Annotated in this window: 19 protein-coding genes and 1 pseudogene; 5 read left to right on the top strand and 15 right to left on the bottom strand. The window is 35.3% G+C overall.

From position 1 onward, the window contains the following. Positions 1-190 precede the first annotated feature (190 nt). The 9 genes and pseudogenes from G6R02_RS11440 to tatC all read right to left on the bottom strand — a co-directional run bounded on the left by G6R02_RS11440 (position 191) and on the right by tatC (position 8,067). Positions 191-985: a DUF899 domain-containing protein gene (locus tag G6R02_RS11440; protein WP_164669379.1), complete on the bottom strand. Its 795-nt coding sequence runs from the start codon at positions 983-985 to the stop codon at positions 191-193. A 366-nt stretch (positions 986-1,351) separates the two neighbouring features. Further along, positions 1,352-1,594 (bottom strand): annotated as a pseudogene (locus G6R02_RS11445) (citrate transporter); the annotation flags it as partial. 61 nt (positions 1,595-1,655) lie between these two features. Continuing rightward, complete coding sequence (locus G6R02_RS11450; RefSeq protein WP_164669380.1) at positions 1,656-2,522, bottom strand: methyltransferase domain-containing protein; 867 nt, start codon at positions 2,520-2,522, stop codon at positions 1,656-1,658. A 332-nt stretch (positions 2,523-2,854) separates the two neighbouring features. After that, positions 2,855-3,469: a DUF4352 domain-containing protein gene (locus tag G6R02_RS11455; RefSeq protein ID WP_164669381.1), complete on the bottom strand. Its 615-nt coding sequence runs from the start codon at positions 3,467-3,469 to the stop codon at positions 2,855-2,857. Positions 3,470-3,729: 260 nt separating this feature from the next. Beyond that, positions 3,730-4,461: a glucose 1-dehydrogenase gene (locus G6R02_RS11460; protein ID WP_164669382.1), complete on the bottom strand. Its 732-nt coding sequence runs from the start codon at positions 4,459-4,461 to the stop codon at positions 3,730-3,732. Positions 4,462-4,563: 102 nt separating this feature from the next. Further along, a complete protein-coding gene (gene tatA / locus G6R02_RS11465) occupies positions 4,564-4,770 on the bottom strand; it encodes a twin-arginine translocase TatA/TatE family subunit (RefSeq protein ID WP_281347108.1) in 207 nt (68 codons plus the stop codon). A gap of 25 nt (positions 4,771-4,795) precedes the next feature. Continuing rightward, positions 4,796-6,517, bottom strand: coding sequence for a GMC family oxidoreductase (locus G6R02_RS11470; RefSeq protein WP_164669383.1), 1,722 nt, complete (start codon positions 6,515-6,517; stop codon positions 4,796-4,798). A gap of 25 nt (positions 6,518-6,542) precedes the next feature. Beyond that, positions 6,543-7,343: a gluconate 2-dehydrogenase subunit 3 family protein gene (locus G6R02_RS11475; protein ID WP_164669384.1), complete on the bottom strand. Its 801-nt coding sequence runs from the start codon at positions 7,341-7,343 to the stop codon at positions 6,543-6,545. Further along, positions 7,336-8,067, bottom strand: a complete 732-nt coding sequence (tatC, locus tag G6R02_RS11480) for a twin-arginine translocase subunit TatC (protein WP_164669385.1) — start codon at positions 8,065-8,067, stop codon at positions 7,336-7,338. Before tatC ends, G6R02_RS11475 begins: the two co-directional genes overlap by 8 nt. 214 nt (positions 8,068-8,281) lie before the next feature. Here tatC and G6R02_RS11485 point away from each other — a divergent pair, with 214 nt between their 5' ends. Beyond that, positions 8,282-8,866, top strand: coding sequence for a TetR/AcrR family transcriptional regulator (locus tag G6R02_RS11485; RefSeq protein ID WP_164669386.1), 585 nt, complete (start codon positions 8,282-8,284; stop codon positions 8,864-8,866). Positions 8,867-9,075: 209 nt separating this feature from the next. Here G6R02_RS11485 and G6R02_RS11490 read toward each other — a convergent pair whose 3' ends face one another. After that, positions 9,076-9,639, bottom strand: a complete 564-nt coding sequence (locus tag G6R02_RS11490) for a sigma-70 family RNA polymerase sigma factor (RefSeq protein ID WP_164669387.1) — start codon at positions 9,637-9,639, stop codon at positions 9,076-9,078. Positions 9,640-9,738: 99 nt separating this feature from the next. Beyond that, positions 9,739-9,993 carry a helix-turn-helix domain-containing protein gene (locus G6R02_RS11495; RefSeq protein WP_164669388.1) on the bottom strand — a complete coding sequence of 85 codons (255 nt, stop codon included), beginning with the start codon at positions 9,991-9,993 and terminating at the stop codon, positions 9,739-9,741. 243 nt (positions 9,994-10,236) lie between these two features. Here G6R02_RS11495 and dcm point away from each other — a divergent pair, with 243 nt between their 5' ends. The 4 genes from dcm to G6R02_RS11515 all read left to right on the top strand — a co-directional run bounded on the left by dcm (position 10,237) and on the right by G6R02_RS11515 (position 14,542). Beyond that, entirely contained in the window at positions 10,237-11,496 is a 1,260-nt protein-coding gene (gene dcm / locus G6R02_RS11500; protein WP_164669389.1) for a DNA (cytosine-5-)-methyltransferase, read from the top strand. A gap of 68 nt (positions 11,497-11,564) precedes the next feature. Continuing rightward, positions 11,565-12,953 (top strand): Sau3AI family type II restriction endonuclease, encoded by a 1,389-nt coding sequence (locus G6R02_RS11505; RefSeq protein WP_164669390.1) that lies wholly within the window; start codon positions 11,565-11,567, stop codon positions 12,951-12,953. 12 nt (positions 12,954-12,965) lie between these two features. Further along, positions 12,966-13,232, top strand: a complete 267-nt coding sequence (locus G6R02_RS11510) for a hypothetical protein (RefSeq protein WP_164669391.1) — start codon at positions 12,966-12,968, stop codon at positions 13,230-13,232. Between the two features lie 113 nt (positions 13,233-13,345). Continuing rightward, complete coding sequence (locus tag G6R02_RS11515; RefSeq protein ID WP_164669392.1) at positions 13,346-14,542, top strand: DNA cytosine methyltransferase; 1,197 nt, start codon at positions 13,346-13,348, stop codon at positions 14,540-14,542. Between the two features lie 50 nt (positions 14,543-14,592). Here the strand turns inward: G6R02_RS11515 and drmB are convergent, their stop codons facing one another. Genes drmB through G6R02_RS11535 form a run of 4 tightly spaced genes read right to left on the bottom strand, consistent with a single transcriptional unit; the run spans position 14,593 to position 24,070 of the window. Next, positions 14,593-16,410: a DUF1998 domain-containing protein gene (gene drmB / locus G6R02_RS11520; protein WP_164669393.1), complete on the bottom strand. Its 1,818-nt coding sequence runs from the start codon at positions 16,408-16,410 to the stop codon at positions 14,593-14,595. Between the two features lie 12 nt (positions 16,411-16,422). Next, positions 16,423-19,827, bottom strand: coding sequence for a helicase-related protein (locus G6R02_RS11525; RefSeq protein WP_164669394.1), 3,405 nt, complete (start codon positions 19,825-19,827; stop codon positions 16,423-16,425). Beyond that, on the bottom strand, positions 19,824-21,551 hold the full coding sequence (locus tag G6R02_RS11530) for a nuclease-related domain-containing DEAD/DEAH box helicase (protein WP_246202624.1): 1,728 nt from the start codon (positions 21,549-21,551) through the stop codon (positions 19,824-19,826). The genes G6R02_RS11525 and G6R02_RS11530 overlap by 4 nt, the downstream gene beginning before the upstream one ends. An 11-nt stretch (positions 21,552-21,562) precedes the next feature. Continuing rightward, a complete protein-coding gene (locus G6R02_RS11535) occupies positions 21,563-24,070 on the bottom strand; it encodes a DrmE family protein (RefSeq protein WP_164669396.1) in 2,508 nt (835 codons plus the stop codon). Positions 24,071-24,232 lie beyond the last annotated feature (162 nt).

Genomic DNA, 24,232 nt, shown 5'->3' on the forward strand with positions numbered 1-24,232 from the left:
CCTCCACTTGCTATTTATTTCTACAATCACTACAAATAATCCTTGTTAATGTCTCTTTCCCCTTGCAATTAAATAATACATTCAGATGAACGGGCGCCTCTTATTCCAAATAGGCGCCCATTTCTTGATTATTTGTGAACTAATATTTATATATATTGATAGACTACTTTAATCACAAATCGGACTTTCTTTAATTGCAACAGGAGTCCGAACCCTCAGAGTGATCATATTCGTCATGGCGGCGAAGCCATGTCTTGCCGTTGCCGTCACTGCGTCCGGGTGGCTGTTCCCAATCCTCCTGCCTGCCAAGTGCTGTTAAATCTAGGTAGTTGAAGACACCAAGCAGCAGGTCGGTTCCACGGGCGTAAGTCGTATATGTGTGAAAAACTCTTTCATCATCGCGAAGAAAGGTACTCACACCAGGAACTTCCATTGACTGTACGGAATCGACTGGTACGCCCGCCTCAACAAGCTCGTCCTTGGTCTGGTAGTTGTATTCGACTGGGGCAATGGATTCATTCAGTGTAGCGTGAAAATCATAGTTGAAGTCGCTATCGCAGGAGGAGTACCAAGGAATGTTCCAACCCATGCGTTCCTTGTAGCGCTCGAGCTTGGGAAGTGGAGCACGGGAGACCAAAACCAGCGACGTGTTGCGTGCATGCAGGTGGGAAAGGTGGCCAATGTTGTCCGCAGCAAGTGAGCAAGCTGGACAGCCCGCGTTCCATTCAGGATCGAACATGAAGTGATGCACGATAAGTTGACGACGCCCTTCAAACAGATCAAGCAGACTGGCCCTGCCGTGAGGTCCCTCGAAGACATAATTCTTATCCATCTCTACCATAGGAAGTCGACGGCGCTCGGCATTCAGCGCATCCCGCTCCTTAGTGAATTCCTTCTCTTTAGCCAACAGTTCCTTACGAGTCACAAGCCATTCGTCTCGCGATACGACATTTGGAAGCTGCGTATAATTTTGCTTTTTTTCCATATCATCTTCCTCCTTCTTATTTTTTCTTTAGCTTATCACACACAATGGCTATGGACTTCTTCTCGATTGCTGAAAACAATTACTTTATTTTTTGTAATCACTTTTTATTCAGTAATTGTCACAATTCGGGAAGGGAGCCTTCTTGTTCAAGGAAGGAGTCCGTTTGTTCAGGAAATCACTTTATACTACTGGATATGAACATGGGGGCTTGATTCTCGCTGCAGACCGAAAAAAGACAGAACCGTTTACCAGTTCTGCCCTTCTCACATCCTGCCTTGTTTCAATTTAATCCTTCCATTCCCATCTGCAAAAGATTGATCAAAAGAATGCCAAAAAATCTTCCAGTAATAGTTGGGCTAAGTTATTTTAGATAGAAATAACACCTGTAATCACCGCGACAACAGTCATAACAACAGTTGCCAGGCCAGCCCATTTTAACATCATCTTCTGGAGGTCACCAAATTCAACTCCTGCCATCCCTACTAACAAATAGGTTGAAGGCACAAGCGGACTCAGTAAGTGAACCGGCAAACCAAGAAGAGACGCCCGTCCAATTTCTACAGGGGAAATGCCATAGTTAGCCGCAATTTCTGCAAGTAACGGAAGTACCCTCTTTAGTCTCCTAAATTATTTATAAAATAATGTTCAGTTCACTTAAAACTAAACTACATCATTGTATTGAAATCTCGAGCGTATTCGATAACGACTCTATAGGGTCTCCCGGGCTGTAGGAGAAAGTAACAGAAACATCTTGACCTTCTTCAACTTCCACAACGCTTGGGGCAGGTATAACTAAATATTGGCTATGCCAATCAACCATATCTGTCCCATGCTGATCGATCGCCAGTAAGTTTCTTGTAATAAACCGAAATGCGTTAAATTTACTGGCTTGATTAAAGGAAAAGGATGCTGTGCATGAGTAAGTTTCCACCTTGGCATTATTATAGTCAATGATTTGATATACCTCTGGGTCTATTATTTCTTGCGTTTCTTCCGAGATAACATATGGCGATTGAAAGAGTGGTACCGCTGCGTGATAACCTTCAAACAGATAATTTTGCATGACAGGCTGAACCCCTAGTAGTGTCGCTGAAGGAATCATGATTGGAATCGTACCAAACTTTTCTTTATGATTATTTCGGAAGGATTCAATTACTTGGACTTGCTTTTCTCTTAACAGAGCACTATGTAACATCTCGCAAACAACTACATCTACTGGTTCGGACGGTACCCAATGAGAAGCATCTGCCTCTATGACCTCTACTTTGTCGCCCACCCCGTTTTGTTCGAGAAATTGTTTACTGGCTGTTACCAAATCAGGGTTGAACTCAATGGACTGGACATTTGCACCTTGTTTTGCAGCAAAAAAAGACAATACGCCTGTACCGCTTCCTAACTCGACAACGTTATGATGGGCTTTCACGATTCTTTCAATAGCGGATTTAAACGACCGTATCCTATGGCTATCTGACAACATTTGAAAATGGTAGTGCAGAGGTATAAATTGACCTAACTGATTTTTTTCTTCAATTGACATATTCTCACTTCCTAACATCAAAACTTTCATTCATTGTAGTATATGGCTATTGTGAGAATCTATTAAAAAGTAATCACCCTATATTCAATAGAATGAAATCTATCATTTTATCACCACCTATTATGGTCTCTGTTACTCACCTTCTAAGAAGCCAAATTCCCTAAGATACTCAACTATATTGAAACGGTATTAATCCTATAGAGTACATGACAAATCAAAAGACGAATGCAGGAAGGAGATTATTGTTAGGAAAAAAGGGATAAACCAATAACAGGTTTATCCCTTTTAACTTAGCCATCCCACACCAGTGAGAAGCTTTATCCAATTTTTCTTTATTTAAGACTGATTTCAATGCTTTCCGTGCCAAAAAAGCCGGTCTGACAATGTAGAACTGATCCTTTTAGTTTCATATCCTTTGGTACTTCAAATACAACCTTACCTGATTTACTTAGGCCTGGATTGATTTGAGTCAGGAAGAAATCACCCATATTATCACCCATCGCCATCATAACCTGCCCGTCAGTGATAGGATCGTAAGTCGTTCCGTCAGCTGTCTTGATTTTGAAATAGCTGGAATTCATAGTCAGTGCTTCCTTCTGATCATTTTTGACAGTCACATCGAGAATGACAAATTTACCGCTTGTTGTGGCATTTTCAACGAACTCATTTCCGCTGTCAATTTCGCTGGTCGATTTAACATTATCAACCGTAAAACCAACATTAGCAACGGTTGCTGTTTCACCGACACTTGCCTTCTTGACTTTTCCTTCTTTCTCTTTATCCTTTTCCTGTTCATTGCTGTCAGCAGTCTGTTCCTGATTCGTCTCACCGCTGTCACCTGATGCAGTATCTGGTGAATCACCTCCACCTGAAAATAGAGCTATTATAATACCTAGAACTACAACTGCACCAATAGCAGTTAAACATCCAGTAAATAATTTCTTCATACTTATTGCCTCCTTACTAATTGTAATTCCATGTTATCAGTGATGGTCTACAAAAAAATGTATACCCCATGATTAATTAAGGAGGCAATTCAATATGTTCCATATCAAAGCATGATGACGGTTTGGGACTTATGTTTTTATCATGGTTTTGATGAAATATAAAAACTGATATGAATTAATATTCATATCAGTTTTTTATTTCTTGTGATATAGGATTTAGTTGTCCATCCACCACCATTATTTAATTTCAACTCACCCTATTATTGCGCACCCAACCCGCCATCAATAACAAATTCTGATCCGGTCGAATAACTAGATTCATCAGAGGCCAAATATAACACTAAGTTGGTGACTTCATCAGGTTCTCCGGCCTTTTTAAGTGGAAACATATTAACCAATTCATCATTAATCAGATGTTCCGTCATAGGTGTTCGTATAAATCCCGGATGTACCGAATTTACACGAATTCCGTATTCACCCAGTTCAAGAGCCGCCGCTTTTGTCATTCCTCTAACAGCAAATTTGGAAGCAGTATAAGCAACTTTTTTGTTCGCTCCTATGATTCCAGCAAGTGAGGAGATATTAACAATCGAGCCTCCCCCGGCTTTTTTCATTGATGGTACAACATGCTTCATACCCAGAAATACCGATACCTGGTTTACATCAATTACTTTTCGGTATGTTTCCTCTGGATATTCATCAAGGTTTATTTCCGGTATATCAATCCCTGCATTGTTAACTAAAGCATTAACCGGACCAAATGCCTCTTCTGCTTTCAGAATTACATTTTCCCAGTCAGATGCATTGGATACGTCATGTTTTACAAATAATATATTTTTGCCAATCTCACTTTCCAATTTCTTTCCTTCTTCTTCCAAAATGTCTGTAACAACAACCCTTGCACCTTCTGCTACCATCCTTTTAACATGGCCAGCTCCCATTCCTCTTGCTCCACCTGTGACAACGACTACTTTCCCTTCTAATCTGTTCATATTAACCTCTCTCCTTTTTTGTATAGACCAGGGGGACAGGGACCACGGTCCACTCCTAAGTGATCCAATGAACCTGTCCCCACGGACCACGTGTTAACTGCACTATTTCTCCTCTTTATCAGTATTAAATGCTTTCTTGGCATCCTCAACTGGTTCGGTAATATCATCGACCACATCTTTTGTCGAGCTCCTGAATTCACTTAGTGTTTGCCCAACGGCTTTTCCAAGCTGCGGGAGTTTTGATGGCCCAAATATAATCAATGCAATTACTAAAATAATTATTAAACCTGGAATTCCTATGTTCATCATTTTATATCTCTCCAATCATTTATAATCAAACACTAACCAGTGAGCCAGCTCCCTCTTTAAGATATTGAATCATGCCTTCTGTTGCACGATACGTAAGAGCGGACGCAGTAGTTGTTGGATTTGTACAACTGAAATGAGGAAATGCACTTGCGCCGCAAACAAATAGATTGTCCATATCCCACATTTGCAAGTAATTATTAACTGCAGACGTTTCAGGATCGTCTCCCATAATTGCTCCACCGCCATTATGCTGGAAAGAAAGGTGACCACTATAATGTTCTGCTAAAGGAGGTGCCAGGAGATGAGTTGCCCCCATTTCTGTTAAAATTTCCTTCTGTTTTTCCTGGATGAATTTATGAATGGCACGATCATTTTCTGAGTAATCCCATGTAATGCGAGTTAACGGATCGCCATTTTCATCTTTATACTTCGGATCTAAATCAAGATAATGATCTTTATATGGCAAAGTAGCTTTTTGACTGAATATCATTAAAAAACGATTGTGATAAAATAAAGTCTGCTTTTTAAATTCCTTTCCCCATTGCGGTGTGCCAGCTGGTGTAATATTATTTGCAATGGGAGCATTACCAGTAATACGAGCTTCAATTTGCCCGCCGTGCAGGAAATTCACATTGCTATGATCAAATAAATCACCGGTATAATCCGTTACTGCCATACCGTATGCACCAGTCGAGACATAGTTATTAAATTTCTTATCATCAAACAAACCGAATGATGAAGTTACGCCATGGTGATCGGTAAAATTCTTACCTATTACACCCTTGCCAGTTTTGGGGTCATAAGGTTCACCTATTTCAGATAGTAAAAGTAAACGAACATTATTAAAAACATAACTTGTTAATACGACAAGGTCTGCCGGTTGTTCAAACTCTTCACCTGTTCTCGTATCTTGATACATAACACCGGTTGCTTTTGTACCGTTATGTAATACACGAGTAACTTTCGTATGTGTTCGCAGTTTGAAGTTTCCGGTTTTTTGAGCAGTTGGGATAACCGTAATAACAGGGTCAGCTTTTGCACCGTATTCACAGTAGTTACTTCCACAAAAACCGCAGTACTGACAAGCATTTATTGTTTGACCATCAGGATTTGTATATTGCTGCGATACAGTACCTGTTGGGATGACAAACGGCTTGTAATCCATTTTTTTAGCTGTTTCTTCAAATAAACGCATCTGTTCATTTTTTTTAAGCGGTGGATTTGGATACGGATTGGAACGCTCTGGGTAATTCGGGTCAGGTTCTCCTGAAATCCCAGCCATTTTTTCAAATTTATCAAAGTATGGTTCCAATTCGTCATAGGTAATTCCCCAATCTTGAATGGACATATCTTTAGGGATTTTTCCTTTCCCATACTTTTCAATAGTTTTCGAACGAATTTCAAAATCATATGGGTAATAACGATGTGTTTGTGCACCCCAGTGACTGCCGCCGCCACCAATACCTTCTCCTATTACTGCCGTTGCTTTATCACGGATAGGAGCGGCCTTTTGATCAAGTGTATTTCTGACTGTGTAACTCTCTTTAGTCAACTTTTGATAACCTTCTCCTCTAACTGGATAGCGTAATTCATCATGTGTAAGCTTATAGTCTTTTAGATTTTTTTCTTTTCCTTTGTCCAGACCTACAACACTATATCCTGCCTTTGTCAGTTCCGCTGCAACGATGCCGCCCATCCAGCCTACACCAACTGTAACTACATCCACTTTCTCTAATTTTGTTGCCATTCTATTCCCCTCCTGTTATCTAACTTTACATATGACCACTTAAGCTCTTAGGTTCTTTTTTAACAAACTTTTTTGATTCAACAACATCGGTGTACGACATGTATGCGCCTGGAAATTCTTTCATTTTCCAACCTTCCATATCTTTATTCCCGCCGTACATTGGATCAGCGTAACAACCCTCCAACGTTAATTGTCTTAATAAACCGAAAAACTCAACAGATGAAACTAAATACATCTTAATGTTACCGCTTTCAAACTCTTGCAATACAGCAATCTGTTGTTCCTCTTCTATTGAATTGAATGTTGCTCCATGTTTTTGTTCACTTACTGAATCTAATTTACGAACACCCTGAATCATAATATCACCGCGGGTTAATGGTGTTTGACCATTAATGAATGGTTTAAACATGTAATCTTCTGCATTTCCTCCCCAAGGACCAGCTAATTGTTTGTCAATATAATATGGAACACCCAGACCAATTGCACCGGAGCCATTTTCATCCTCTGGGAAAATCACCTCTGTTGCGGCTGTTAAAACATCAAAATCCTCTTTCCGTGTAAAAAACTGTAATGCCTCTGTATAATTCGGCATTTCTTTAGGAGCAGTTGTTGTTGCTGTTCCAACATTTTCAGCTGAATCCGAATTGGAGCCCAGTAAAGAGCCTAATCCGCCCCCAACAACCAGTCCTCCAACCGTTAAGTATGTCCCTGCGATAAAGTTCCTTCTTGTGAATTTCTTTTCAAGCTGTTCTTCCAGCTTATCCTTTTTCTCAAAATGTTCTTCCACTTTCTCATCGAAATTGCTGCCCTTTTCATTATCATTCATCTTTAATCAACCTTTCTTGTCTTTTCATGGACCATCCAGATAACGCAATACTAATCTCAAATAATACGATTAATGGAATAATAACTAATAAATCACTGACAAAATCCGGAGGTGTTATAAGAACACCTATAACAATCAAGATAAAATAAGAAACCTTTCGTGATTTTTTAAGTTTACCAGGGTTGATGATCCCCAACTTTGTTAAGAACAACACGACAACAGGCATCTCAAAAATAATACTGACTGGAAAAACGATGTTAAACAGAAATGTAAAATACTCGCTGATTCCATAGGTTTCAACCACCCCAATAGATTGGTTAATGGAACTCATAAACTGAAGAACCATCGGGAACAAGACAAAATAGCTAAAAGACACTCCTAAAAGAAATAAAAAGAAAGACATCGGAATATAAAGAATCGTTCCCTTTGCTTCTTGCTTAGTCAGACCTGGCTTTATAAACGCCCATACTTCATACAGCAGAACCGGCAGTGTAAACAAAACACTGACCAAAAGTGCACATTTAATATAGATTATAAGGCCATCCGTAAAACTAAATACATTCCACGTCACGGAATGCGGCAACGTATAATCACTCATAAATGATAACAAGGGCGGTGAAACCATGAACCCGGCAATCATCGTAATAATAAAAGCAGCGGTAACAACAATAAGCCGGTTTCTTAACTCGGATAAATGCTCAACTAGCGACATTTCTTGTTGCATGGTTATCACCTAATTTTCTTAAATATTGATTTGTATATTAATGAATTCATGTTACTACTTAAAAACCTCCTTTGTTTATTTAAAAATGTGATTTTTCATATTACTAATAGTATAATGTTACTAGACAAAATATATCAATTGAATTTTTTTAATATTTAACGTATACATAATATTTATAAAATAAAATTACTATAGTTAATAACGAGGTGGTATTATGTTAAATAAGACGAAATATATGGATAAGAGGATAATAAAATCGAAGGAATCATTGAAAAATGCATTGATTTCATTACTATTTCAAAAGAGCTATCACAAAATTTCCATTGCGGATATTGTGAACGCGGGAAAGGTCAGTCGTGTCACATTTTATAACCACTATCAAAGTAAAGAAAAACTGTTAAACGAAATTATTGATGAAGTCATTGACGAGTTATTATATGCGTATCGTAAACCATATCAACATTTTGACAGCTTCACTTATAATGACCTGACACCTTCTGCCGTTGTATTCTTTGAACATGTTTATAAGCATTCTACTTTTTATTCAACCATAGTAAAATCTGAAGTTCTGCCATTTTTTCAAAATAGATTAACATCAGAGCTAACCAATCTGAATTTACAGGATTACAGGTTAATAAAATCAAAAGTTAATCAGGAGTTATTTGCGGAATATATTGCATATGCAGTAGCAGGCCTAATTATTGAATGGGTTAGGAAAGATTATAAATACTCCCCTAAATATATGGCTGATCAATTATTGGAGATTGTCATGTTTTCTCCAGTACATAGTTTAAAATAGAAAAGTCTGATTCTTTTTTCCTTGTGAGATAGGAGCTTATCCTCAGAACTTTGGATATAATTTATTTTCTTTAACATAAACAGCCTGGACACCAAACAATTTTCACATTATTTGGTGTCCTTTTTATGGTTACAACCGGTTATCTTATTAAAGGTTTTACTTTATACATACATCAGTCAAATCTTCTACTTCTTTTGTGATCCAGGGAATTAAGCAATATCATCCCAACCCATCATCTTCTTAAATTCAGGGTCGCGCAATTTCTTTCTTACCTGTCTCCCCCAGCTTTTCACTGCTTCAACAGTTGTTTTCTCTTTCAGGGTAATCTCTTTATAGGACATGTCCAGGATAATATAGTTATAAAGCCATTTCCATTGATTTTCGGTTAATTGGGATTTTAGGGTTTTCCAAAGGATGGGATCTGTCAGTGGGAGGTCGGTTTCACTAACAGGCAGTTCTGTCTTTTCCTGCTGGCATCGGTGGTTACCATCAGTTATGTCAGTAAGTTGTTCCTGAAAAGCTTTCTTCTGTTTATTTTTATAGGATATTTCCTTTCGAAAGCTGTCAATCAGACGGTTTCTGATTGTGTAATTGAAATAGGTTGCCAGTGGTCCTTTATCTGGGTGGTAGGATTCGTTGGCTTTCCATAAGGCGATTAATCCTTCCTGAAAAAAATAACCATGCGGGTCGCCGATATTCATCTTGTGCATCTGGTAATGAATCCGCCGCTTGTTTTGTTCAACTAATTCTTCAAATGATATTCTGTTGTCCATGTTTCTGCCTCTTTTCGAGTCTGTGATGGTGACACTTGTGTGGATTCTAGGTGGGAAAGGAAGATAAAGAAGAATTGGAGTATCTTGGGAAAATAATACTTACTCTCCTTCAAACAGTTCATCATGGTAAGGCTCTAATTTCTTTTTAAGGTCTCCCATATCAATATCCAGAACGTGACAAAGCTTGTATACGGTTTCATATTGAGGTCGGTATTTGCCATTTTCCAGCTTGCCTAGATGCTTATCAGAACACTTTGCATCTGCCGCCACCTGTGCCTGTGTTTTATTTAATTCTTTTCTTCTGTTACGCAGATAGCTTCCCAACTGTTTGTGGTACTGAGACAATACTTCCAATATTATTCTTCCTTTTACGTCCATTATCTAGTCGAAACGAGAAAATGAACACGTCGCGGAGCACACCTTTTGAGATTTATTGGATAAAATTATATTTAATTAATTTTATAGCTATTAACCCTTAATTTTTGTTAAGATTAAACTATTAAGTTAGTTTAGTTCTTATTATTTTTTCATCAAAGATTTTGATCTTTTTTCAAAATAATGTATAATGATAAAAAGAAGGCGAAAGGATGTTCGCAAATGAACCAAAATAATACCATTCGTGTCATGGAACTATTTGCTGGTGTTGGAGGATTTAGATTGGGATTGGAAAGAGCAAACAAGAACCTTTTCGATGTCTCCTGGGCAAACCAATGGGAACCTGCCAGAAAAGCTCAAGACGCTTTTGAATGTTATACAAGAAATTTTTCTTATGGTGATCATAGCAATCAAGACATAGCAGAAATTCCAGATGTAACATTTCAAAGTATTAATCCGGACTTAGTAGTGGGCGGCTTTCCCTGCCAGGATTATTCCGTTGCACGCTCACTTTCCGGGGAAAAAGGAATTCAGGGTAAAAAGGGCGTCCTATTCTGGCAGATAGAAAGAGTATTAGATAACACACATCCCAAATTCGTTTTGCTCGAAAATGTTGATAGATTATTGAAATCACCTTCAAAACAAAGAGGAAGAGATTTTGCAGTTATGCTTGGTACCTTACGCAATTTAAATTACACCGTTGAATGGCGCGTAATCAACGCAGCAGAATATGGTTTTGCACAAAGGCGAAGAAGAGTGTTTATATTCGCATATAAAGAAGGAATATCTTTTGATGAAGAACAGAAAGGAAAGTCCCTTAAAGATGTCGTTTTTAAAGATGGCTTTTTTGCAAAGGAATTCCCTGTTAATAAGGAAGCATACAAAGATAGGGAATCTACAACAACTATACAAAAAGACAGAGTCGAAATCTCTGATAACTTTGAGTTTATCTTCCATAATTCAGGAGTTATGAGGAATGGGAATATATACACCGCCCATACTCAACCAATCGAAAAGAATCCGACCCCATTAAAAGACATATTAATTGATGAAGAATTTATAGAAGAGAAGTTTATTCTTTCTAAGGAAATCGAAGAAAAATTTGAATATTTAAGAGGCGCTAAAAAGGTGGAACGTACTTCAGCTACTGGCCATAAGTATTATTTTTCGGAGGGTGGAATGTCTCCTACTGACAACTTAGACAAGCCTGGTAGAACAATGCTAACTAGTGAGGGCACGACAAACCGAAGTACTCATATAGTTGAGGTTAATGGCAGAAAGAGATTTCTTACTCCTGTAGAATGTGAAAGGCTGAATGGCTTTGATGATAATTGGACAGCAGGAATGACAGATCGCATGAGGTACTTCTGCATGGGAAATGCACTTGTTGTAAGTTTAATTGAAAAGATGGGTAAAAGAATTGAGGAAATAGATTCAGTAAAACCATCTCACGAAGAAGTCCAGATTGAATTTACTGTTTAAGCTGATACGTATAGTGTCAGCTTTTTATGTTACAATTAATTAAACGACCACATGAAAGGGTTTTCCATATGGATTACAAAACTGAAGAAGAGCTTTTAGATAAAGCAAAGGAAGCTGAAGGCTTAACATTCGAGGAAATTGATACTACTGGTCGAATCGAGAACGGAAAAGCGAAAGGCCAACTTGGACAAATTATCGAGGAGAGCTTTTTTGGCTATGAAATCAACTCAAAGAATGAAGCTGATTTTTCCGATTTGGGAATCGAATTAAAAGTCACCCCTATTAAAAAAAATAAAAATGGTACCTTATCGGCAAAAGAGAGATTAGTATTAAATATCATAAACTACCAAAATGAAGTACATACTGCATTTAAAACATCCAGCTTTTGGTTAAAAAACAGAGAAATTCTGATTATCTTTTATGAATGGGTTGCAAATCTATCAAGAGCCGACTACAAGGTTATAAAATCCTATCTGCATAAGTACCCGGAAGAGGATTTGGAAATTATTAAGCAGGACTGGCAAACTATCGTGGAAAAGGTTAGGGCCGGCTTAGCGCACGAACTTTCTGAAGCAGATACTAATTATCTGGCTGCGTGCACTAAAGGGGCAAGTAAGAGCTCATTAAGGTCGCAACCGTATAGTGATATTCAAGCTATGCAAAGAGCATATTCATTGAAACAAAGCTATATGACCGCACTTGTTAGAAAAGAAATCAAACAAGAGGACCTTATCCGCTTTGCTTCACCTGGTGAATTAAAAGAAAAGTCACTATTTCAACTCCTTCTGGATAGATTTAATCCCTATAAAGGAATGACCGTTAATCAGATAGGTGCTGAAGCAGGAATAGAAATAAATACTAAATCAAAAAATTTCCTTCAACAATTTGTTAGTGAACTATTAGGAATTCGCGGTACAAAATTGGATCAGATTGAAGAGTTTACAAAAGCCAATATCCAGCTTAAGACTGTGAGGCTTGAACCTAATGGTGTTCCTCAAGAACATATGTCATTCCGGAATATAGATTTTCATGAGTGGGCCAAAGAAGGATGGGAAGAAAGCTGGCTTAAAAATCATTTTGAAGAAACAAAATTCTTGTTTATAGTGTTTCATTATAAAGAAAGTAAAAAAGAAAATCCGAACAGGAAATTGTATTTTCATGGTATTACTCTTTGGAATATGTCCAATAGTGAAATAGAAGGAACCCTAAAAGATTTTTGGCATCATGTTCAATCGCTAATCAAAAAAGGCATTAAATTGGAACCTGTCAAACAAAAAAATAGAACTATTGTAAAAAACAACCTTCCGAAACCCGGTTATAATGGGGTCTGTCATATAAGGCCAAAAGCAAGAGATGGGAAAGATAAAGTAAAGTTACCTAGTGGACAGGGTATTACGAAACAAGCCTTTTGGTTGGATAATATCTATGTTGCGGAAATTATTAACAAGACAAAGTAGGGATGGATTTTAGTGAATATAGAAAGTTTATTTAATAAAGATATTAGGATTAAAGTATTAAGAGCTTACCTATATAAATCTATGAGCCATAGACAAATTCAAAGGGAGATTTTACATTTAGACGCACCCGCCCGTGGAGGTGGATTCGTTGCTATGCAAATACTACATTTCTACGGGATTGACGGTAAGAAAAAAGGTATTCTATCTAAATCTAGTATTGAAAGTGAATATAAGACGGCCAGCGATGAATATAGGAGGGCGTTGGATTTAATACTGTAAAGTATTTAATAGTAACCCCTTAATTTAATAGTTTAATATGGAGTTTATCCTTTGCTTTTCGAAGCCATTGGATTACAATAAGGTATAATGTGTATAATTCTGGGGGAATATACGTGAATGAAAACAAATATACTGCCGTGGAGCTCTTCTCAGGAGCAGGTGGAGTAACAGAAGCCATTAAAAATAAATTTGATTTAAAATGTGCTGTAGAGTACGATCCTATTATTGCAAAAACATATGAACTTAATCATGGTAAAGATCATTTAATTGTAGATAACATCAATAATCTTAATCCACATAATGTATTAGCTTTTACAAAATTGAGCCCAAATGAATTGGATTTACTAGTTGTCACTGCTCCTTGTCAGGGATTCTCTAGGCATACACGAAAAAAAGCTATTAAAAATAAGGACAAAAGAAATAAATTAATAATGCAAACAATTAGATATTCAAATGTATTTAAACCATCTTATATTTTCTTTGAAAATGTAAGTAACATTCTCAACTTCACCCAATTTTCCCGATTCATAAGAATTCTGACAAATCTAAAGGCAAATGGCTATAAGCGATATGCAAAATGGCCATCTTATCATATTCGTTTTGAAAGAATAAATGCCTCAGATTATAACGTACCACAAAACAGAAACAGGCTAATTCTCATCGCAAAAAGAATCGATTCATTTCCAAATACTGATGCAGTTATTTCTTATGAAAAGGGCGGTATTCCTTCTGTTAAGCAAGCCCACGACATATGGCCCGATAAACAGAAGGCACCCAAATTAGGGCAATACCTTAAACAATATAATCTATCAAAAATTAAACCTGGTGAAACCTGTCAAAAAGATTCATTGCATAAAGCTCGCAAACTTTCCAATCTAAATAAAAAAAGAATTAGTTGTACCCCACAAAATGGTGGATCAAGAGCAGATTGGCCAGAAAAACTTCAATTGGATTGCCATAAAAAGAAAGGAGTTAGTTATGGTGATGTGTACGGAAGAATGAACTATAACGATTATGCTCCTACAATCACCACTGGCTGTACATGTTATTCAAAAGGTAGATTCGGTCACCCAATATACAACAGAGCTATTTCATTAAGGGAAGCAGCACTTATTCAAACTTTTCCTGAATCATACAAATTCACTGGTAATATAAACGGAGATGAAAATACAGGATCAATTGATAAACTATCAACCCAAATCGGAAATGCAGTTCCTGTTAATTTGGCTGAAACTTTCATTGCTAAAATCGCCCGGGAACTTATAAAATCAAAAACTAAGGAAAGCGAATCTAATCTTGTACTTTCTTGAACAATTACTGACCAGCCCATACACTTATAGGGCTGGTCTAAAATTAACTCTTAATTATTGAAAAAACCAATATCTTTATCAGGGGTCCCTATAACTAAAGCACGGTCTAGTAACCTATTAAATTCTTCACAACTCGTCTCTGGTAGTAATGAGCAAGCATGACAAGCAGATAAGTTCAAAGCACCCATTCCTTGTCCCTCACTTTCGATACATAAGGGATCGGATGAGCACCATGATGCTCGATTTACAGCATTTGCAAAAATTCTATTGAAAAATTCTGAGTCTCCCTGCCTGACAAGTCCCCCTAGAGTGCCTTCAGAATCTCCACTGGCTGTGTAAATTAATATTCCAGACATCTCTGACTGTTCATCACGTTCATTACAATAAAGCCTCTCTCTTAATGATGACGTAGCATATCCGCATTCAAAACTTAATTCCCTGATAAGCAAATGGGATAACGTATGAAGAAGTATATATTTAGCTGAAATGGTTCTATATTCCATCCCTCTTTTATCGGTATAACTTTCGTACCTCTTATTTATTATTTCAGCTCTTTTTTGCACCTCAGGATTTCTCTGCCAATCATTTAATACATTTTCATTAAATGAAATAAAAATACCTTCTCCCCTAACTTCGATAGCAGGTAACCAATCAGTCGTATAGCTTTTAACAGGGATACCTCTACCTTCATTTTCGCTTTCATCCTCAACACCATAATCATCCCTACCAAGGGGGTTAACTCTACTGAATGCTATAAGTGCTCGTAATTCTCTTAGACTATTAACCAGTACCATGTTTTCAATACCTGGTATATTATAATTTTCAACTTCTTGATCACTTATCACAAAATCCTTTGAACTTATTTCCTCCTTATCAAAATTTCCTAATAACGCCATATATTCCTGGTAACGATACTCAACCTCATCAATGGAACCATTTGCAGTGTTATTGATATTTTCTATAGCTCGTTTAACATCATTTATATTTTTTCCGAGTTGGTCTGCTATTGATTCGTATAATGGACTTGGATCAGGAAATAAATTTTTTTGAGTTTGAAAAAGATGCCAAGCATTTGTTTGTTGAATATCAGCAATCAATTGATCAGAATACGGTGGTATTAATATAGACGATACTATTTTTGGGAAATATACATTTGATGCGGTTCTTTGTAGTGTTTTTGGGGTACATTCACACTCATTTTCATCATATTCATCAAGCCATGGTTTAAATCCTGTACAACTTTTTTCATCATGAGCGTTATCATTAAATGCCCCACCTAAATTGCGTTTTTCACCACATCCTTTGCATTCTACCACAATACCTCCCAGCCCTGAACTACTTCCACCGACCCATAGTCTTAAATCAACATTTTTGCAACCATTTCCTTTATGCACCCATTTTTCCCATGGAAAATCATCTGTATGACCTTTTTCGCAAACTACTATAAAACGACTGGGAACCAATTTTAAGTTACATATGTTACAGGTCGGAAACTTAGAATCTTTACCCTTAGATTGTTTATAATTTTTTCTCCACTCATCTATGTGTTTTAATCGTCCACATCTTGAATTTTTACAATATAACCATTTAGGAAAACGATAAAAAGGAATACCATTTCTATACTCGCTTTTGGAAGGAACCTTTTTAAAATGAGTTATGTTAAACTTATTTAATCTTTTTTGCAATCTTGTATCATATAAATATGGAATACCTGCAGTACCCCATTTATCAATACCTGCTGGCATTACGGATTCATTAGGAAAATCAACTATGCTACCTACACCAAATGGCCCAATAAATTGATTGCTTCTAAAAACATCATACCTCAATTCTGGATCGTATTGTTTTTTTTGTTGATTCTTTGACATACAATGCCCCCCCTAATCTTTTACTCTTACAACACATTCTTCACTTACATTCCTCATTGACTGTAACGTTGGGAAAACATCTTTCCCACGAAACTGCTCATGATACGGATATAGTAATCTTCTTAATTTAGAATTTCTATATGTCAGGTTTTCATCAATAGATGCAACATCATGCCAGTTTTCTATTACCTTCTGTAATTCTTCTGCTGCAGCCTCATGTTCCTCAGGCATAACATCTTCTACTCTTTCCAGTATGACATCCTTAATTCGGTCTAAATCCGTCAAATCTTTTCTGAACTTAGACGCCTCATTATCTTTCTTCAATAAAGTCAAATGCCGAACCAATGAAATTAATACAGCGTGTAACGCTCTTTTTCTTGCCGGTGGCGAAAAAGGAGTAATGCTGGTAGGTTCTACATATTTATAAAATGCTTGATGATAAGAAGAAAAAGTTTCATAATGGGATCTATCCCTTGGTCTGGCACCATCATATAATGTAAATATTATTCCTGGATATTTCCGTCCTACTCTACTTGTAGCCTGGATATACTCTGAGGTTGTTTTCGGCTGACTCATGACTGTCATCAAGCCAAACCTATCAATATCTACCCCCACAGAAATCATATTCGTAGCTAAGAGAATTGGTATTACATTCTTGTCTGGATATTCTACACTTAGGTTCTCCAGAACCTCTGTTATTTCTCCTGACTTCCTTCTACTTGTTAGTTCTGCAGCCTCTCCATACATTCTAATTTTTTTCGATCTCCTCCGAGCAATTCTTGACACTTGTTCTTTGATATCTACTTGGGTTAGTGTTAGTGATTTCCCAAGTTCTCTGATTGAGTTAAAATAACTGACCAAGGTCCAATATTTATCCTTTACCTCATCTTTATAATCCAGCTCGCTTATATAATGAAGTAATCCGGAGAATAATCTAACTTGTGTAGTAGTTTGAGTTTTTCCCGTAGACATCAATCCGACATAGAGTCTTCCAGGTCCATTGTCATCCTCTCTTGAAAAAAATGAATCCTCTGCATCGATTCCCGGTGGAGGGAATTGTGATACATCTCTATTATAAAGTGCTTTTACCTGTTCACCAGCTCGTCTAATTGTTGCTGTAGAGGCAATAATCTTTGGTTTTATATTCTTAATTGTACATAATGCATCTATAGCAGTTTCATATAAACCAACCATAGTACCCAAAGGGCCAGAAATTAAATGTAATTCATCTTGAATTATTAATTCTGGTGGACGATTATTGTTTCCTTGATTTAAAGCGAAGATATTTGACACTTTTCCGTTCCAAGGCATCATGGCAAACTTATCTACAGTTCCAAATAACAAGGTTGGAGGGCTCTGATATATATCCTCATCCACAACTTTTATCGGTAATTCTTCGTTAAAGGGACATTTATCATGAGTACAATGTATGATAAATTTATTAGGCTTTGATTTTGGTTTATAACCCCATTTTCCTTCAGTCTTTTCTTTATAAAGCCGAGTCCCGCACCATGGACAGCTTAATACTTGAAAAGGATTGTTTGTTTCTTGGTTTGAAACCAATTTGTCACAAGCATTTTTAGCATCTATAAAACTGTTTGGTGTAGAAGAGGAACCAATCCATAATCCTATAGATACTTGTTCGTCACCCAATTCAGGTAATTCTTTTCTAATTTCTTCGCACGCACAAATCAAAGTACTTGCTCTTTGAAATTGTTGTGCAGTTAAAAGTCGTAAAGTATATCTCATTAATATCGCGGTACCATTACTCTCCTCGGAGTATCTTAGTCTTCTGTAAAAAATTATAAAAGCAGACACACCTAAATATGCTTCAGTCTTACCTCCTCCTGTTGGAAACCATATTAAATCAACTATATCCCTGTCTCGATTATCTACCGACGATAAACCACTAATATTCAAGAGAAAAAAAGCCAATTGAAAAGGTCTCCAGCTTGCATCTGAAATTTTCATTGTTTTGTAATCAAATACATTTATAGCTTCATCTGGCCACTTTTTATTTTCTTGAATAATCGTATGAGCACGTTGCATCAACATAGCCCTATTAGCTAATTTAAATGTTTTTAATATTACATCATCATTTTTAAGAAGGTTAATTCCATTCATAATACGATCTGAAGCGTCACGGCATGCCTTTATATGTCTAGAGGCCGTTTTTTGCATAGGTGGCGATAAAGTATCTAGTTTATTACTTAAATCATCAATCCACTTTTTGTATATTAATGTAAATTCAGTAAGATTATTTATTATTTCTTTATCGCTTAACGGGGATAAATCCGACAAATACTTCATTGACAATGTCTCTTTGGAATTTTCTCCTAGTTCCTCAATATCAAACTTCATTGGAGGAACTTCCTCATATGGAATGATTTTGGTGCTTAAGCTTATGACCTTATTATTTGAGACTTTCCAATACGGAGAACAACCATGGCCAACAGCATAAGATTTTTTATTTCTATACAATAAAGCATTTGATTGTTCTTCGAAATCATTTGTCAGATGGTTGTACGTATCGTATTCAATAATTTTCTCTTTATCATCTAATGGGCTTACCTTCAACCCTACCTGGAAATATGATTTATCATCTTTATTTTGACCATTTTCCTCATGATTTGTGTTTACTAGAGAAATGGTAAATAATGTGCTCTTTGATTCCGGCCTTGGTCTCCTTATACAAACCAATTTCAGCCCATCATCTACTAATTCTACATATTGTTTTGTATCACCGTGCGGTATAATTTTATTTATTTTTTCTTCATCTAAAGGCCTTCTACACCAGCCTGTAATTTGTAAATTGTATAACTTATAGACAGCATTCCTAAAGGGGGTATTCTCCGAAAGATATAGTAAGGAATCCCTATCTTCTCTATTAAACTCTTTAGTTATTTTTAATTTATTTCTTTCTTGTTTTAAATGTCTGTTAAAAACTGTGGAATTTACAATCTCATCGGGGAGAATTTCATCAAGGTATACCTCACAATCAGTTTTTTTTATTTTCGAATATTTCGCAGCATCAATCTTCACATTAATTGATGGATTAAATCCGGAAACATAAAAACTTAAACCCAATGAAGAAGGGAAATATTGAGTCGAGGTTTTTACGGGTGAGTCATCGAAAGTTTCATCATCAATTTTAGTGGAACGATTAGTATCATCTTTTGTTGCTGAAATGTATTTTTCATCAAACATTTCAACATCCGCGGTTTGATTTTCATCTTCAGTATCCACCATCAACATTTCCTGTGGGTATAATATTCCCATTGAATACCTTTGGCTCGGTTTCTCACTTATTATTTCATGTTCAGCATTTTGCAATGCCCCCTCAGAGCCCGGACCAACCATTTCTTTAATAACACACTCTAAATAGTCTTTTCTAAATTGAGAATATAAATTTGTCATCTTTGCAATGCCCCCCTAATTAAGTACTCTTTAGATTTTTCTTTTATTTTCTTATTTAAGGAATGATCCAAGAATATAAATAAAAGCTTTTTTGCTCTTGTCATTGCAACATAGTTAACCGTATTAGTCCACTTTCCATCTATAGAATCTATTCCAAAATATATTATAATTTGGCTCTCAAGGCCTTTGAAGGATTGTGCGGTCGTGTAATAAATAGTATTTTTTCTCGAGTAATTAATATTTTTGGTTGTTAATTTTTCTAGTGAACATGTAATATTTAGTTTGTCTACATAGCTTATGTTCCTATTGTCAGGTAAAAGGATAGTAATATCTTTAGGATTAACCCCGTCTGAAATCAAAATGTTTATAGTAGAAGATACTTTTTTTATTTGTTCAGATTCATTTGAATAAAAATCATACGTTACTTTTTCACCTTCATTTATAAGAGAATTCTCTACATGAAATCCTGAAATAAGTGAAGTTTGAATACATATTGGTTTTGTATTTCTACAATTCAAATCCAACATATATTCTACCGCTCCATAACCTTTTAAGTAGTCTACTACCGTTTCATCATAATTTTTATACATTTCTCCTTGATTATTCGAATCATAAAAAATCGCCCATTTTCCTTCTTCAAGTCCTCCTTTTATTATTTGATCAAGAGCGTTCATCCATTCGAAGTTAAGTATATCCTGCCCCTCATCAATTATGAGATAGTCGTATTTTTGTTCATTTTCAACTAATGCATATATAAAAAATTCAGGATAGATTTTTTTATAAATCATTGTTTCATTTTGATTAAATTTACTAATTTCAGATAAAAATTCACTTTTAAAACTACTTTTCATTATGGTTGAATAGAAATATTGATGGATTGAATTTCCTTCTACATTGAGATTTTCATCAATAATCTTTTGTTTAATTTTTTCGCCCAACAATTTATTAAAACAAAGATATAAAACTTTACTGTTTTTCACTGCTTCCCTTTTTGCCTTTTCAACAGCCAACAATGTTTTACCTGTACCGGCAGTTCCCTGAAAAAGAATCCTATCATTATTTCTTAATCGATCTAATGCCTTATATTGATTTTCAGTAAGCCTGATTTGTTCTTGTTCTATTTCGTTTATTTTACTGGTTAAAGGCTGAACTAATTCAAAATCACCTCTTAAATATTCAATAATTTTGGCTATTTGTTTCGGAGTAAGAGCCCTTTTATAACTAGTTTTTTCTTTCCAATATGCAACCAGGTCATTTAAATACCCGGAAAATTCAGTGTTACTGTAACTTTTATCATAAATAATCCGGCTACTCCATTCAGGTGATTCTATTTTAAACTCTATATCCGGAAAAACTATACCGTAACCAAATAAAACACTCCTAAAGTCTTTGTCCTTTGACTGCAGTGTGTTCATTAATGAAAACATTGCAGTAGAAGCTTGACTAAAAGGACCTTCATACTTAGTGTTTTCAACACCGTATCTATTAATAAACTTCCATACCCCATCTTCCCTTTTTACTCTTCCACCCTTTACTTCTAAACAAAAAATACCACTTTCTCCAATAAGAAGAAAATCAATTTCTCCCTCGACCTTTTTATCATGTTGCGCCAAACCTAATGAATGAAGACATGTCCAGTTATTTCCTAATTCATTTTCAATAATTTTAAATATCTTTCTTTCAGCATTACTTTTAATTTCAGTATGAAAGTAAGGTGGAATCATTCTTGCCAACTCTAACCCTCCTGATCCAATAATCTATTTGTTTTAAAATAAGGTACATGAACTTTACGACTATTTTTCTTTCGAACCTGTACTATATTTATATTCTTTGATAAATCTTCAACCAATTCTTTTAAAATTTGATCAGTGTTATTTTCATTAGTATTATATGAACTTATAATAGAATTTGCTAGATATCTCCCTAGTTTTATGTGCATAGCCCGGACTTGACTACAAGCATTTTTTACATCAGAAAGTTTATTTATTAGAGTTCTGTCATTCGTTAATCTAGAAGTTGCTTCAATAACATCATTTGTCCCTATAACAGAGGGGTCTTTTAGCCAGTTAGCAATAGTAGCAGGATGCCTTGAGACACCATATTCCTTCAACTGATTTGCAATACTTAACTCAGTAAAACCGTACTTTTCTTGATATTCTTTAAGCGCTTCCGTCCATAATTCACTTAAGACATAGAGTTTATTTACCTTTTCGGATGACGTCCTCATGTTATTTACCAACTCATTAAAAACATCTTCATCTTTATCAACAAAAACTAATTCATCGTATTCTTCTAGTTCGGAAACGTTTTTCCTAACAATTGTCTCTTTTTCCCGATCAAGAATGCGACAGTTATATCCATTAGTCAGAAAGGCAAATTGTCCCTCATCAAAAAGAATTAAAGTGGCTTCTTCATTACCCGAAGTCTCTTTTGTATTGTATGAATTTATTAGGGCCGTCTCCATATTTTTAATTATAAAATTTAAATCCTCATATTCCTTTTCATTTACCTGTTTACTACTATTCGTAAGGTCCAATTTGTTATCTGAGTCCTTTTCCGACACAAAAGGACCAATCATTTTATTATATTGTTGAAAGTAATAATTAAGAGAATTTAATTCATCTTTATATAGAACATGATGTTCGTACTGTCCTTTTGATTTCGTTCCCAGATAAAATACATCGCTGTCATACCACCCCAGTATATAAATATTATTGTAGAATTTCTTTTCCCGTTGTATTTGTTTAACAGTTTTAATTGATATGTCGACATTTGGGTATTCATGGTTCATCCACGTATATAAATAATCGATATAGTTTTTCCTTTTAACAACAATGCAATCGTTATATTCTAATTTACACATTATATCTCTTAACATTTCTTCCTTTGGATGCTGTATATCATGAAACGAAAGTAAAGTTTTCACATCATTTATTATTCCATTCACCATATTAAAAGTATCTTCAGAAGTAGTAGCAAGCACATTTAACTTTTCCGACTCTAATTCAGTTATTATGCTATGGTAATGAAATTTAGGATTGATATCTTCTAGTTCTTTTATTGATATTGGCATTGTTCTTAAAAAACTTAAAAAGCCTAATGTTTTTCTTACTATATTCATTATATAAATGTTTTGTGTGAATTCTTTTTTTAATGTAAGCACTTTCTTTTTCAAAGAATGCAATATTTCATTTGCTTCTGACTCTACTACCAAAAAATTCCTTTCAAAATAGTTTGATCTTCTTGCAATTGTATTTCTTTCTAGCAAAAGATCCTCTGTATCATTTGTTGTATTTATAATTACTGGGGCATTGTCACTTAAAGTGGGGCTTGTTTCTGGAATGATATCATATTTAAAACTATTCATAATTGAAATAACCTTAGAATCTATATCTAATAAATCCATTACTATAGAGATATTATCCAAGCTGCTATAATTATCTATTACGTCAATATATATGCTATTACCAAGTATTTTACTTTTACCGAATACAATAATGTTTTTAATATTCTCATCATCTTTAATTAATTCATTAGCAGTTTCAAGATTTGGAGTAAAGCAAAGTAGTGAGTCTCTTTGTAAAGGGTCTCTTCCTATTCTTTGAAAATTATCAGCTTTAGGAAAATAACCTGTAGGAATTAAATCAACTAAGGGAGTGCCCTTTAAAGTAATATTATTTATATAATTCATTTCTCTTTTATTACAAACAATCAATGTTTTATATGTATTTATTGTGGGGATTTCTATTGAATCAAAATTAAATATATCCGAAAATATTTTTCGTTCTTTTTTAATCTTTTTGATTGGTCGATATTTATATTTAGTTATTTTTGCATTTCCTTGATACAAACTTATCCTCCAAGTAAGTGCTTTTGGCAAAATGTAAGTCATATCTGAGAATCTCACTTTAACCTTATGTTCTTCATTTATTTCTTCAACACTCCCTATACTTCCATCTAATTTTACTTTTTGCCCGATACTGAGGCGTTGGATATTTTCTTCATTAAGTCTAATAATTTCATTCTTAATACCATTTAATTGGTAAAATATGCTTAATAGTAAAGCCCTTAAAAAACCATAGGGATTCACATTAATAGTTTTATTTTTTACAGTATTTCTCTTACTAAGCGTATCCAACAATTCTTTGTCAGAACTCAACAAAGAAAGTTCAACACCATTATATCTAAGTTCAGATTTATGTAATAACTCAAGTGGCAAAATTTTACTTTCAGATGTTTCCACTTTCATCCCGCCCTTAATTTGAAAATCATAAAAATTTTGTACATTAGATATATTTTAACATAATTTTAAATAAAAATTAATTTGATTTGACTATCTAATTCTGTTTCGAGAAAAATAATAAACACCAAAGGATATAATGATTTCTTAACCACCATTCTTGAC

Source organism: Virgibacillus doumboii (assembly GCF_902806455.1).
Lineage (GTDB): Bacteria > Bacillota > Bacilli > Bacillales > Amphibacillaceae > Lentibacillus > Lentibacillus doumboii.

Excerpts from the sequence above, each read along its gene's own strand:
- tatC (WP_164669385.1), bottom strand. The coding sequence starts at position 8,067 with ATGCAACAAGAAATGTCGCTAGTTGAGCATTTATCCGAGTTAAGAAAC.
- G6R02_RS11505 (WP_164669390.1), top strand. The coding sequence starts at position 11,565 with ATGGATTACAAAACTGAAGAAGAGCTTTTAGATAAAGCAAAGGAAGCT.
- drmB (WP_164669393.1), bottom strand. The coding sequence starts at position 16,410 with ATGTCAAAGAATCAACAAAAAAAACAATACGATCCAGAATTGAGGTAT.
- G6R02_RS11485 (WP_164669386.1), top strand. The coding sequence starts at position 8,282 with ATGTTAAATAAGACGAAATATATGGATAAGAGGATAATAAAATCGAAG.
- G6R02_RS11475 (WP_164669384.1), bottom strand. The coding sequence starts at position 7,343 with ATGAATGATAATGAAAAGGGCAGCAATTTCGATGAGAAAGTGGAAGAA.
- G6R02_RS11460 (WP_164669382.1), bottom strand. The coding sequence starts at position 4,461 with ATGAACAGATTAGAAGGGAAAGTAGTCGTTGTCACAGGTGGAGCAAGA.
- G6R02_RS11530 (WP_246202624.1), bottom strand. The coding sequence starts at position 21,551 with ATGATTCCACCTTACTTTCATACTGAAATTAAAAGTAATGCTGAAAGA.
- G6R02_RS11450 (WP_164669380.1), bottom strand. The coding sequence starts at position 2,522 with ATGTCAATTGAAGAAAAAAATCAGTTAGGTCAATTTATACCTCTGCAC.
- G6R02_RS11490 (WP_164669387.1), bottom strand. The coding sequence starts at position 9,639 with ATGGACAACAGAATATCATTTGAAGAATTAGTTGAACAAAACAAGCGG.
- G6R02_RS11470 (WP_164669383.1), bottom strand. The coding sequence starts at position 6,517 with ATGGCAACAAAATTAGAGAAAGTGGATGTAGTTACAGTTGGTGTAGGC.
- G6R02_RS11525 (WP_164669394.1), bottom strand. The coding sequence starts at position 19,827 with ATGACAAATTTATATTCTCAATTTAGAAAAGACTATTTAGAGTGTGTT.
- G6R02_RS11440 (WP_164669379.1), bottom strand. The coding sequence starts at position 985 with ATGGAAAAAAAGCAAAATTATACGCAGCTTCCAAATGTCGTATCGCGA.
- G6R02_RS11455 (WP_164669381.1), bottom strand. The coding sequence starts at position 3,469 with ATGAAGAAATTATTTACTGGATGTTTAACTGCTATTGGTGCAGTTGTA.
- dcm (WP_164669389.1), top strand. The coding sequence starts at position 10,237 with ATGAACCAAAATAATACCATTCGTGTCATGGAACTATTTGCTGGTGTT.
- tatA (WP_281347108.1), bottom strand. The coding sequence starts at position 4,770 with ATGATGAACATAGGAATTCCAGGTTTAATAATTATTTTAGTAATTGCA.